10 protein-coding genes are annotated in these 13,044 nt (G+C 27.4%); 5 read left to right on the top strand and 5 right to left on the bottom strand.

What is annotated here, in order from left to right; genetic code table 11:
* Position 1: 1 nt before the first annotated feature.
* Together yqeK and A966_RS11030 are read right to left on the bottom strand one after the other, a co-directional pair.
* Positions 2–571, bottom strand: a complete 570-nt coding sequence (gene yqeK / locus A966_RS11035) for a bis(5'-nucleosyl)-tetraphosphatase (symmetrical) YqeK (protein ID WP_008725582.1) — start codon at positions 569–571, stop codon at positions 2–4.
* A 68-nt stretch (positions 572–639) separates the two neighbouring features.
* Positions 640–1,635, bottom strand: coding sequence for an ABC transporter ATP-binding protein (locus A966_RS11030; RefSeq protein ID WP_008725580.1), 996 nt, complete (start codon positions 1,633–1,635; stop codon positions 640–642).
* 152 nt (positions 1,636–1,787) lie between these two features.
* Here A966_RS11030 and A966_RS13980 point away from each other — a divergent pair, with 152 nt between their 5' ends.
* Positions 1,788–1,913 (top strand): hypothetical protein, encoded by a 126-nt coding sequence (locus A966_RS13980; RefSeq protein WP_256093367.1) that lies wholly within the window; start codon positions 1,788–1,790, stop codon positions 1,911–1,913.
* Complete coding sequence (locus A966_RS11025; RefSeq protein WP_008725579.1) at positions 1,903–3,432, top strand: hypothetical protein; 1,530 nt, start codon at positions 1,903–1,905, stop codon at positions 3,430–3,432. Before A966_RS13980 ends, A966_RS11025 begins: the two co-directional genes overlap by 11 nt.
* On the opposite strand, the gene A966_RS11020 is transcribed toward A966_RS11025, so the two are convergent.
* From A966_RS11020 to A966_RS11010, 3 genes are all read right to left on the bottom strand, one after another.
* Positions 3,425–4,384: an ABC transporter ATP-binding protein gene (locus tag A966_RS11020; RefSeq protein WP_008725576.1), complete on the bottom strand. Its 960-nt coding sequence runs from the start codon at positions 4,382–4,384 to the stop codon at positions 3,425–3,427. The two genes, A966_RS11025 and A966_RS11020, sit on opposite strands and share 8 nt — an antisense overlap.
* 665 nt (positions 4,385–5,049) lie before the next feature.
* Positions 5,050–5,478, bottom strand: a complete 429-nt coding sequence (locus A966_RS11015; protein ID WP_008725574.1) for a PepSY-like domain-containing protein — start codon at positions 5,476–5,478, stop codon at positions 5,050–5,052.
* A 207-nt stretch (positions 5,479–5,685) separates the two neighbouring features.
* Positions 5,686–8,250, bottom strand: coding sequence for a hypothetical protein (locus A966_RS11010; RefSeq protein ID WP_008725572.1), 2,565 nt, complete (start codon positions 8,248–8,250; stop codon positions 5,686–5,688).
* 661 nt (positions 8,251–8,911) lie between these two features.
* Between A966_RS11010 and A966_RS11005 the strand changes: the two genes are divergently transcribed.
* The 3 genes from A966_RS11005 to serB all read left to right on the top strand — a co-directional run bounded on the left by A966_RS11005 (position 8,912) and on the right by serB (position 12,966).
* Positions 8,912–10,057, top strand: a complete 1,146-nt coding sequence (locus tag A966_RS11005) for a pyridoxal-phosphate-dependent aminotransferase family protein (protein WP_008725570.1) — start codon at positions 8,912–8,914, stop codon at positions 10,055–10,057.
* Positions 10,058–10,722: 665 nt separating this feature from the next.
* A complete protein-coding gene (gene serA, locus A966_RS11000) occupies positions 10,723–12,327 on the top strand; it encodes a phosphoglycerate dehydrogenase (protein ID WP_008725568.1) in 1,605 nt (534 codons plus the stop codon).
* An 18-nt stretch (positions 12,328–12,345) separates the two neighbouring features.
* Positions 12,346–12,966 (top strand): phosphoserine phosphatase SerB, encoded by a 621-nt coding sequence (serB, locus tag A966_RS10995; RefSeq protein ID WP_008725565.1) that lies wholly within the window; start codon positions 12,346–12,348, stop codon positions 12,964–12,966.
* Positions 12,967–13,044: the final 78 nt, after the last annotated feature.

Raw genomic sequence — 13,044 nt, 5'->3', positions numbered from 1 at the left:
ATTATTTGATAACTAATGAATTATAAAGTTCTATTGTTTTGTCTGATAAATATTGTTTTTTACTCAAAACAAAATTTATAGATTGCAATACTACTTCTAAAAATGCATTATCAAAATCTGTAAAAATATTCTCTCTTATTTTATCTGCAGCTAGAATATTTCTTGTAGGCTCAAGATAATCTGAGGCGTATATTATTTTTTCAAGCATAGTCATATTTCCATGTCCTACAGTATGACTTTCTATTGCATTTAAAATTTCTTTATCATTTATTGAGAATTCTTTTTCTGCGATTATGGAACTTACCCTTGCATGCAGTAAAGCACCTGTTATATAATTAGGGTATTCTTTATTATCATTTTCAAGTATTATTTTACGCATTTCATCATCTTTATATCTCTTTCCCAAATCATGGCATAATGCTGCAATGGATGCTTTATTTGTATCTATATTATATTTTTCTGCTATTTTAATAGAAAGCTCTCTTGTGGAAAATATATGTTTTGCTCTGAAAGGTAAATATTTTTCTATATATTCAGCTATTTTTTTTTCTTTATCATTAAATTCTTTCATAATAATTCATTCCTATTTATAATTAGTTATTTTATTATACTGAAATTATTTTGTAATTTCAATATTATTTATTTTGCAAACAGGCATGAAACTAAATGATTTTTTGAAATTTTTTCAGCATTAGGAATATTATTTTTGCATTCTTCTTTAGCATATATGCATCTTGTATGGAACCTGCATCCTGAAGGTATATCAGAGGCATTAGGTATTTCTCCTTTGATAGGTAGTTCTTTTATTATATTAACTCTTCCTGAAGAAGCATCTGGAACTGCCGCTATTAATGCCTTTGTATACGGGTGCTTAGGATTATCTATTATTTCATCAGCATCTCCAATTTCTACAATACTTCCCAAATACATAACTGCTACCATATCGGCAAAATATCTTGCTGTTGATAAATCATGGGTAATGTATATATAGCTTAAATTTTTCTCTATTTGAAGTTCTTTCATCATATAAAGAATTTCTGCTCTTGTGGATAAATCTATCATAGAAACAGGCTCATCAGCAACAACTAATTTAGGGTTAAGTATCAAAGCTCTTGCAGTTGCTATTCTCTGACGCTGTCCTCCTGAAAGCATATGAGGATATCTTTCCATAAACTCTTCTGGAGGATTGATTTTTACATCTTTTAAAGCCTTAATAACCATCTCATCATAAACTTTTTCATCTCCCTCAATATTATGAATATATAAAGGCTCTTTTAATACATCTTTTATTTTAAATCTTGGATTCATAGAAGCATAAGGATCTTGGAATATCATCTGTACATTTCTTCTATATTTTGCAGTTTCTTCTTTATTAAAATTATTAATATTTTCATTTTCAAATATAATATTTCCTGATGTAGGGTTTATTAATTTCATTACAAGTTTGCCTATAGTGGTTTTTCCGCTTCCTGATTCTCCTATTATCCCAAGTATTTTTCCTCTTTTTAGTTCAAAGCTAACATCATCAACTGCTTTAATCTCTTTAGACTTTTTCATTAAACTTTCTATAATGTTGGCATGAGGATTAAAATATTTTTTTACATTTTCAAGTTTTAATATTATATCATTATCCATTTATAACTCTTAATCATTTTATTTTTTATAATAGTAATATATTATAATTCATAAATCAAGTATTTATTTTTTATAATGATAAGTAATGAAATTAATTTGACTATTTATGTTTATAATAGTATAATTATTTAATCAGAATTATGAGCATATTTATGAAACAAATAAACAAACAAACTTCAAGTTTTATTCTCTTAAACAAATTTATCTTTGTTGCAAAAAATATTATAATAAATATATATGCTGCTTCGGCATTATATGAGGCAGCAGATGAAAGATAAATCTTTTATTTATATATTAATCATTATTCTATCAATATTCGTAGGGCTTTTAACAAGAATTCAATTATATGATAAATATAATGTGGCAAGCGGAGATACTTTAGAGCATTATTATAATATGAGGAAATATTATGATAATAAAGAGTTTCCTGTTATGGGTGTTTACTTAGTATCTCCAGGATTATTAATAGGCTCTGAAAATGTATATGAAGAAAATGTTCCGAGAATACCAGGCGGTTTATTTTATTTACAATATTTAGTATTATATTTTTTATCAGGTGAAAATATTGATATAGCTAGATTATTAAATTATATATTGATTACCATATCACCTTTGGTATTTTTAATTTTTATATTAAAAAAATTTGGTTTGAAAATAATGTCAATAATTACTTCTATACTATTTGTAAATGCTACATTTTTACATTTTCAAAACGAAATATATAATCCGGATACAGTTTTTATTTTATCATTTATTTCAATAACTTTAATATTAATATATATATCATCTGACAATAAATATTCGTATATTGCAAGTATTTTTATATTTCCTATTTTAGCATTGGAGGCTATGTGTCATATTGCTGTATTTTTCAGTATAGTACCTGCATTTATTATATATTTAATAATACGGATAAAAAGAACTAAGCAATATATTGTACCGCTATCTATAGGTGTTTTGATATCTTTTCTATTGTATGTTCCTTATATTGTGTATGAAATTTCAAATGGATTTCCAAATTTGATGAATGTTATTAATATGAAAAATTCAGTAAAATCCATAATACAGCCGCCTCAGATATGGTCTGTTTTGTTTTTTCCAACAGATGAGCCTAATTATAATTATGGCAATAAAATATCTGTAATATTTACACGATGGTTTAATGGAGATATTAAATTAATTTTTAGTTTTATATTTTATATAATATCTGTACTTATTGGGTTATTATCTTTTATATTTTTTATTTCAGATTTTTTTAGAAAGAAATTGAATAATGATGATGATTTAGTATTCAAAGAATCAGCATTATTATATTTTATATATATAATAGCAACTATAGTTTTATTTATGTTATTAAATTTAGGTTCTGCAAGACCTAGATATTTTTATAATATATTTCCTTTAACTTTCATACCTATAATTTATTTTATAAAGAAAATAGAATATAAAAAGATTTTTAACTTTATACTAATATTTGCGGTAATGAATCTATTTGCTGTTAATATACAGATATATGAAGTATATAAAAATAGAGGGAAATTTGGATGGGGATTTATGCAGCCTCATATAGAAAATATAATTAAAGACTCAAATACTAATTCTTTTAATTTGTATGACTCAGATCAATATTCGTATGTATTAATGAAAATTGAAAATCCAAATTTCAAATTAGATACTAATTCAAATATAAAATACAATATCATAGGAACTAAAAATATAAACTCACAATATAATAATATGCCTATAATCTATAGTAATGAACAATATATAACATACAAAGAAGAAATTACTAATTAATCAAATGACAAGCACATAAATGCCCATTTCCTATATCTTTTAATATAGGTTCATCATTTTTGCATTCATCTATTCTTTCTTTGCATCTGTCATAAAACATACAGCCTTTAGGAGGATTAAGCAAATCAGGAGGCGTTCCTTCTATAAACTCCAATTTACTTACAGCTTTATTTAATCTAGGAGTAGCTTTTAAAAGTCTTTTTGTATATGGGTGTTTAGAGTTTTCGTATATATCTTTATTGTCTGCAAGTTCTAATATTTTTCCTCCATACATAACGCATACTTTATCTGCAATTTCAGCTTCCAATGCTAAATCATGAGTGATAAAAATAAATGACAAATCAAAATCTTTCTTTAGTTTTTTTAATAAATTTATAATCTGTGCCTGAACTATAACATCTAATGCAGTAGTAGGCTCATCAAGTATAATAAGTTTAGGCTTTAAAAATAATGCAGTAGCTATAACAACTCTCTGCTTCATACCTCCTGAAAGTTCATGAGGATATCTTTTAGCGACATCGGCATGAAGACCTACATATCCCAAATATTCTTCTATAAGTTTGCCGGCATCCGATTTACTTATATCAACATGTCGGTTTATAGTTTCTATCATCTGCTTTTCTATTGTATACACAGGAGTGAGAGAATTCATAGCTCCTTGAAAAACCATAGATATTTTAGTCCACCTTATGTTCTTTCTTACATACTCTTCTTTAAGAGGTATAATATCTTCATTATCAAGTATTATTCTTCCGCCTTCATATTTTCCAGGTATAGAAGGCATTCTTAAAAGAGATGTGCCAAGACTAGTTTTTCCGCATCCTGATTCTCCGACAATACCTAAAGTTTCGCCTTTCTTTATTTGAAAGCTTATATCATTGATTGCTTTTACTAAACCTTTTGAGGTATGATAGTACATTTTTAAATTTTCTACTTTCAATATATTTTCCATTGATAGTCCTATTTACTATAAATATATTATGTTAATTATAATATAATATTAATATTTTTACAATTGACTTTTATTAAAACAAATTATTAGACTTATTTCAAAATTATTTTTATTGGAGCTGTAATAGATAACTAAAAAAGCTGCTATTTTACAAATTATATATAATTTCTAATTGTTTTTCAAGCTTTGGATTATTAAATCTAAATTGACTTTTTTTAATAGACTTGCTTCAAAATTAATTTTAGTAATTTCATAGGTACTACCATATAAAGCATGCTCTTATGCCTAAGGAAGCGTGCCTTTGGCAGGGGAGAAGCTATATCCTAGACAAGCCCGGATATTCTCGTGAAAGACTGTACATTTATATACTAAAAATAATAATTTATGAAACATTATTTTATAAATTATAAAATTATGAAATTTTTATATACAATCCTGTAAAGTAGTTTTAAAACAAGTCTATTGTTTATTTCTTATTTTTTTATATATAAATATCTTCTTATTTCACCTATCAGACTTTTTTTCAATGATTGTTCGTTTCGTAATGATAAATAAAATTAGTTTGGTATAAGTTTATTATTTTATGATAATGAAGTTCCGCTAAAAAATTACAGGGCATAGATAAAAATCTAATACCCTGCATTGTATATGGGATGGAAAGTAAATCAATCGTCGAATTTTTGTCCTATCAGCTGACCGTCAGAAGATATATAAAGCTCCATCATATTATTAAGCTTTATCTCATAAGTACCCCATTTCTTTTCGGCACTTATTATAACGGTTTGCGGATATGTATTTCTTATTGTGTTTGCAACATTGGCAGGAAATACATTATATGGTATACCTATATATTCTGCTTCTATTTCCTTCCAATCTCCATTGCCTAAGAAATCTATTTTTATACCATTTGAAAGCTCAACTTCATATTTTCCGTCATCCATTTCAACATACCATATTTGTGCATCAGGAAATACTTGTGCCACAAATTGCTTGGCTCTTTCAGGTAAATAGTCAGGAGAAACAATCCAATCATCAGCAAATAAAGCAGAGGAAGAGATTATAATAATAATTAATATTACTTTTAATATTTTCATAAATAACCTCCTCCTTTTATATTATTAGTATATCATGTTTATTATTATATGTCAATATTTTTTACAAATATTTTACTTCTCATTTACAAGTTTATTATTTTTATAATTATTACTTACATATTATCGTACATATTATCTATAAATTTAAAAAACAGTTCTAATGTAAAATTATTAAAACTGTTTTTTAAATAATATAAATATTTAGTATTAATTATCCTGTTTTTTGAAATATATAATTATATTAAAAATAGATAAAGCTATAAATATTATCCAGCAAATTATTGTACTGTACAAATATTTCATTGCCGGTGTGAACTCAAAAACTATATTATTATCTCCAGCATCAATATAAACACCTCTAAATAGCAGATTGGCATTTAATAACTCTTTCTTTTCTCCATTTACAGTAACCGACCAGTCAGTATTGTAACGTTCTTTAGATACTAGAATACCAGCTTCAGGAGTTTTTACATTCAGAATTATTTTATTATCTGTTTCTTCAAGTAATTCGGCTGTATATATTGCATTTCCATTATTTAATGTAATATTATTATTTGAGTTATTTAATAAAACAACCTCATTAGCTAAATTAAAATTAGGCATTGTAATTCTGCCAAGACCATCATTGAAATCTACGGCATTATAAGCATTGTTAACAAATTCATATTTATTTCTATAGCCTTTAAGCTCGTATAAAACAGCAGCAGAGAATTGATCCTGATATTCAGTTATTTTTGTTAAATCATTTGAAAGTACAGACTGATCCAAATATGTAGGACTTAGAATGTATCTTACACCAAGTAAATCCATAAGTCTAGGCTGATAACCTACATAATCATTTATTCTAAATGCTGAAAATACATCTGTAATATCTTTTGATAATCGGCTTGCTGCTGGCGGTTCTGTTAAAGGTATTTTATAGTAAGGCATTGTATGAGTAGTGTATCTGTATAAATAAGGAATCAATATAGGCATTGTTGTTTCATTGCCTTTTTCATTTAATATATGATCTACTATAGGAGTAGAATTGTACATCTGATCATAATTTGATTTTACTATAAACATGTTTCCGCTTTGGGTTAAATCTAAAAATAAAACAGCAATAAACATATAAGGCAAATATTTATAGAATAATTCATCTTTATTTACTATTACAATATATAAAAATACTATAATACTTCCTATAATGAGAAAACCTATATGACCTAAATCATATACAGAAAATAATATAAATCCTATTAACGGTACTATTACAAGAAATTTATCTTTTATAGTTAATTCTTTTAATGAAATTGTATTATTAATTAAGAGAAGCACAGCAGAAGATATTAATGCCAATCTTATAAATGACATAAATATATTTTTTGATATTAATGCAGCATTAGCTTCTTTCCAATCTGAAACAAAATTGTTATATATCATTCCATTTGTTAGTATTGTTATTAATGCTAATATAACAGAAGCTATTGTTATTATGTACATAATCTTTTGGGCTATATTTATATATTTATAATCATCTTCCAAATATTTTAATAGTTTATCTTCTTTTTTAGCCTCAAATGCTTTAAATATATAATCACATGCAAATGATGATAGTATTGCAAATGGAATAGGTATAATTTCTATAAATTTATTAGGATTTCTTGCATCTTGGAATATTGGTATTTGAAATAAAGCTCCGTATATAACAGGGAAATATCTTCCGAAACTTGCTATTAAGAAGAATAAAGCAGTACCAATCCAAAAATGTTTTTCACTGTATTTTTTTCTGCTTATAAATATGGCAAATATTATGAAGATGAAAGTTATATACCCAATATTGGCAGAAGTTAAAGAGAAGTTTGAAGTTTTAGGCTCTCCGGGCATATTGGCTATTCTTCCCCAATAAGGATGAGTTTCACTTCCAGAGTAGTATCCGAAAAATCCAGGAATAAAGAAACCTAATACTTCTTCAGGAGGATAAGACCATCTTGTAGCCCACTCCCATAACTGATTTTTATCTGTAACTCCGGCTGCCCCCATATCTTGAGTATTTCTTGTAATCATTATTATTTGTATAGACATTAAAAAAGAAAATACAGCAACTAATGCAAATTTTACACATAAAAGAATTATTTTTTTAATATCTGTTTTTATAAAATCCATTAGTTTTTTATCATTTTTTTTACTGTAAAGTAAATATAAAAAATAACATGATAAAAATAAAGCGAAGTACATAGCCACATCTAAAGCTCCGCCTAAAAATGCTATGCCTAAAAATGCCCCTGTAAAAAAGAAATGAATCCATTTTTCAGTATTCATAGCTTTTGAAAGAAAATATAATACTAATGGAAAATAACAGTAAGTTTCAAATTTACCTAAATGTCCGGGAAGTATTAATGTTATAATAGCATTAGAAAACATCAAAGCAACAGCACCAAACATAGAAGCATTTATTGATAATTTCTTTTCTCTCAAAAATAAGAACAAACCATATCCCATAACAGTTATATGAAACATTATACTTACTTGAGGATATATATTATTAGGTAATAATGCTATAAGTAAAGATTTTGGGTGAATAGGTACTGTTGAAGAAGAAGCTATTGTGAAATAGGCATTATTCCAAAAATATAAATTTCCATTTAATATGGCATCTTTAATATTTTTAATATCCCAAAGAATAACATCTCCCATTTGAAGGTATGAAAATGTTAAATTGCTGTAGAAAAATAATATAGAGAGCAATGCAAATATAATAGGATATATAATTTCTTTTTTTAGTGATTTCATTATTTGTTTTCCTTAAATTAAAGTAACTTATATAATTGTAATTATGATAAATAAAAAATCAGATATTAAATAATATATAAAAGATAATGTATTGTCAAGAAGTTTTGTATTAAAATATTTTATGTATACTTTGTATTAAATAAAAAAGTATTAACTTTAAATTAAGCTAATACCTTTTGAGTTTTCTATTAAATAAATTATCTCACTATATTTGCTCCAAAATATCCACAATACGACCATATTTTATCTTTAATATCTATAGTAGTATTTGTATTTATATCATTTCTGTCATATTAGGTAAATTATTCCAATTAGGATTATCATTATTTTCATTGACAAAAGAAGTTATTTTTTGTGCATATTGTTATTTGCAATTTTTATACTATTTTGCATTTTTTTCAGCATTAAAGCAGCATATATTTAGTATAGTAATTAAAATAATTTTTCATTGTTTTTAGCTTTTTTATATATAATGGCATTTTAACTTTATTAAATAAATTCTAAAAAACAAGCATTTTATATATAAAATAGTTATTTTTATATATAAAATTAATTTTTATATATAATATTACTAGATACAGTATTGTAAAAAATAAGATATGTACTATAATGTAGAAAATATTTTTTATTTTGTATTGTTATTTTTAAGGAGACTTCAGTAATGAAAGATAAAACTTTTTTGATGATACCAGGTCCTACACCTGTACCAGAATCAGCATTAGTAGAAATGGCAAAGCATCCTATGGCACATAGAAGCAAAGAATTTTCAAACATATTAAAAGAAGTGTATGAAGATTTAAAATATGTGTTTAGAACTAAGAATGATGTATTTTTATTCACAGCAAGCGGAACAGGTGCAATGTGTGCTGCTTTGGAAAATCTTATCAATGAAGGTGATAAAGTATTATGTTTATCCATTGGTAATTTTGGTTCAAGATGGGCTAAGATTGCTGCAAGCAGAGGAGCTGTTGTAACAAAAATAGAGGTTGAAGCAGGTAAAGTGATAACAGCTGAAATGCTTGAAGAGGCATTAAATAAGGATAAAGATATCAAAATTGTAACGCTTACTCATAGTGAAACTTCTACAGGTGCTGCTAATGATATTAAAACTTTATGTTCAATTATAAAAAAACATGGAGCTGTATCTGTTGTTGATGGAATAACTAGTTTATGCGCTATGGAGTTTAAAACTGATGAATGGAATATTGATGTAGCCATATCAGGTTCTCAAAAAGGTTTTATGATAGCCCCTGGACTTTCTTTTTTAACTGCAAGTGAAGATGCTTTCAAAATGCATGAAAAATGTAAATATCCTAGCTTTTATTTTAATTGGGCAGAACATAAAAAATCTATAGCTAAAGATACTACACCTTTTACACCAGCAGTTAATTTGATAGCATCTCTTCATACCGCTTTAAAAATGATAAAAGAAGAGGGTATTGAAAATGTTAATAAAAGACATAAAAAGTTTTCACTTGCTTTAAGAGCTGCTATTAAAGCTATAGGATTAAAACTTCTTGTTGAAGATGATAGTAATGCAAGCTATGCTATAACTTCAATACTTCCTCCAGAAGGAATAAGTGTTCCAGACATAAGAAAAACTCTAAAAGATGATTATGATATTATTGTAGCAAACGGACAGGGTGCTTTGGAAAATAAAATATTTAGAATAGGTACTTTGGGATATGTTTGCGAACGCGATTTGATAATGGCAGTTGGCTCTTTAGAAGCTAGTTTAGTTAAACTTGGCTACAAGTTTGAATTAGGAAGCGGAGTTAAAAAGTTAATAGAAGAATTAAATAAATAATAAATAGTTTTGATTTTAATATTCTAATATAGTTATTAATAATTATATTAGAATATTTTATTTTTTAGTAATAATAATGAAGCTATAAAGACTGTATTGATAATTTGCTTAATGCGGATAAAGTCATTATCGAAGGATTATATGCTTTTTTGAGAATAGTAATAACAAAGCGAGCCGACCAAGTAGGTACCATATGATAAATTTGTTTGGCAGATGATTATAGGCAAACCGATTAGGCACCTTACAGGTGGGCGAGCATAACAATAACAATAGCGAGAAAAAGCCCCTCGATAATAAATTATTGAGGGATTTCTAGGCTTTTTCGAGCATAGCAATAATAAGAAAGAAAAAGCCCCTCGATAATTCGCCTAAGGCGGACAAAGTCATTATCGAGGATCTTATAGGCTTTTTCGAGCGTAACAACAACAAAGCGAGCCGAGCCATCTGGCAAACTCGTTTGGCAGATTATTATAGGCAAAAGCGAGATAACAACAATAGTGAGAAAAAGCCGCCTCGATAATTCGCCTAAGGCGGACAAAGTCATTATCGAGGATCTTATAGGCTTTTTCGAGCATAACAACAACAAAGCGAGCCGAAGCAGCAAATAAATTTATTTATTTGCTATTTTAAGCGAAGGCGAGCATAACAATAATAGGAGAGGATATATGAAGGTTTTAATAACTGATAAGGTAAATGAATGCGTAAAGGATATAATAGCTGATGTTTCTGAGGCTGTATTTCTTCCTACAATGAGTGAAGATGAACTAGTAAAGGTTATAGGTGAGTATGATGCTTTAATGGTAAGAAGTCAGACTAAAGTTACAAAAAGGATTATAGAAGCTGGAAAAAATTTAAAGATTATAGGACGTGCTGGTGTAGGAGTAGACAATATAGATGTAGAAGCTGCTACAGAAAAAGGTGTAATAGTAGTAAACTCCCCAGATGGAAATACTATTGCGGCATCAGAACATACTATAGCTTTAATGCTTGCCATATCAAGAAATATAGTGCCAGCTGCTGTGTCAACTAAAGAAGCTAAATGGGAAAGAGATAAGTTTACAGGTAATGAGCTTTTCGGTAAAACTTTAGGAGTTATGGGATTTGGAAGAATAGGAAGAAAGGTTGTTCATATTGCTTTGGCTATTGGAATGAAAGTATTAGTTTATGATCCATTTGCTACTGAAGAGATTGTACAAAAGGCTGGAGCTATTTATGAAACTTCTTTAGATGATTTTTTACCAAAACTTGATTATTTATCACTTCATATACCAAAAACTCCAGAAACTAATAATATCATCAATAAAGATAATATGAGCAAAATGAAAAATACTGCTATTATTATTAACTGTTCTAGAGGAGGACTTGTTAATGAAGAAGATTTAAAAAATGCATTGGAAAATGGAACTATAGCAGCAGCTGCAGTGGACGTTTTTGTAAATGAACCTAAAATAGAAACTTGCCCTTTAACACAGTATAAGAATAATAATTTAATACTTACTCCGCATCTTGGAGCAAGTACAAAAGAAGCTCAGATAAATGTGGCTTTGGATGTTGCTAAACAGATAAAACAGGTGCTTTCTGGAGGATATACAGAATCAGCAGTTAATATACCTTCTCTAAATCCAGAAAAATTAGAGCCTGTTAAAGATTATATGAAAATAGCTGAGAATGCAGGTGAGATGATAATGCAAATTTCTAATGGTAAAATAAAATCATTAGAAATAACTGCTCAGGGAGATTTGATTGATTTGGATATTCAGCCTCTTGAAGTAGCTATACTAAAAGGTGCATTATCTTATATGTTCCAAGATGTTAACTATGTTAATGCTCCTTATCTTGCTAAGCAAAGAGGAATCGAAGTAAAAACTGTTAAGTCAGAAGCTCCTTCTACATTTACAGGCATATTAAAAGTAAAATTAACTACCGATAAAGATGTAACAAGCGTATCAGTATCATTAATAGCTAAAAATATTGCTAGAATAGTTAAACTTAATGATTATGATGTTATAATTAAGCCTCAGCCTCATATATTAGTAGTTCCTCATATAAACCAGCCTGCTATGGTAGCGAAAGTTGCTACTGTGCTTTCAGGAGACGGCATTAATATTGGTTCTATGAGTGTATCAGAAAATATCAAAGGAAGCAATATGTCTATAATGGCTATAAATGTTGATAGAAGTATAGGAAATGATGTTATAACAAAAATTTCTAATATAGAAGGCGTTCATGAGCCTAAATATGTAAGACTTACAGCAGAGTATACTCTATAAAATATAAGGACAAATAAAATGAAATTAGCAGTTTTTGATTTTGATTCTACTTTAATGGACGGAGAAACTTTAGATATTATTGCAAGAGAAACAAATTTTGCTGATGAAATTTCTGATATTACAGCAAAAGGAATGAGAGGCGAGATTGATTTCTTTGAAAGTCTTCAGATGAGAGTATCTTTGCTTAAGGGAATAAAATTAGAAACTGTTAATGAAATTTGCAGTTCTCTTCCTATAATGAATGGAGCTAAAGAAACTATTGAAGAGCTTCATAAAAAAGGATATAAATGTGTATGCTTTTCCGGCGGGTTTAAAAATGCCACTGTTTTGTTTGCTCAAAGACTTAATTTAGATGCTGAGTTTGCAAATATTTTTCATGTAAAAGAAAATGTGCTTACAGGAAAAGTTGGAGGGGAGATGATGTTTTCTGATAGCAAAGGCAATATGCTTTTAACTCTTCAAAAACTTCTTAATATTTCTTATGATGATACTTTGGTAGTTGGTGATGGTGCTAATGATTTGAGTATGTTTAAGCATGCTAAAAATAGGGCAGCTTTCTGTGCCAAAGAAGTTCTTAAAAAAGAGGCTAATATTATAATAGATAAAAAAGATTTAAGACTTATATTGGATAATATTTAATTAAAAATTAATAGTTTATATAAAAAGTTTATTGACAAAAGAGACTTAAATGTTTTAGGTCTCTTTTTATTATTTAAA

The sequence above is a fragment of the Brachyspira hampsonii 30446 genome (assembly GCF_000316195.1).
Classification (GTDB): Bacteria; Spirochaetota; Brachyspiria; order Brachyspirales; family Brachyspiraceae; genus Brachyspira; species Brachyspira hampsonii_C.
The sequence above is the reverse complement of the archived record's forward strand: the minus strand, read 5'-3'. Positions and strand labels throughout refer to the sequence as shown.

Bases quoted from the DNA above. Each gene is read 5' to 3' on its own strand.
- A966_RS11010 (WP_008725572.1), bottom strand. From the start codon at position 8,250: ATGAAATCACTAAAAAAAGAAATTATATATCCTATTATATTTGCATTG.
- serB (WP_008725565.1), top strand. From the start codon at position 12,346: ATGAAATTAGCAGTTTTTGATTTTGATTCTACTTTAATGGACGGAGAA.
- A966_RS11020 (WP_008725576.1), bottom strand. From the start codon at position 4,384: ATGGAAAATATATTGAAAGTAGAAAATTTAAAAATGTACTATCATACC.
- yqeK (WP_008725582.1), bottom strand. From the start codon at position 571: ATGAAAGAATTTAATGATAAAGAAAAAAAAATAGCTGAATATATAGAA.
- A966_RS11030 (WP_008725580.1), bottom strand. From the start codon at position 1,635: ATGGATAATGATATAATATTAAAACTTGAAAATGTAAAAAAATATTTT.
- A966_RS11025 (WP_008725579.1), top strand. From the start codon at position 1,903: ATGAAAGATAAATCTTTTATTTATATATTAATCATTATTCTATCAATA.
- A966_RS13980 (WP_256093367.1), top strand. From the start codon at position 1,788: ATGAAACAAATAAACAAACAAACTTCAAGTTTTATTCTCTTAAACAAA.
- serA (WP_008725568.1), top strand. From the start codon at position 10,723: ATGAAGGTTTTAATAACTGATAAGGTAAATGAATGCGTAAAGGATATA.
- A966_RS11005 (WP_008725570.1), top strand. From the start codon at position 8,912: ATGAAAGATAAAACTTTTTTGATGATACCAGGTCCTACACCTGTACCA.
- A966_RS11015 (WP_008725574.1), bottom strand. From the start codon at position 5,478: ATGAAAATATTAAAAGTAATATTAATTATTATTATAATCTCTTCCTCT.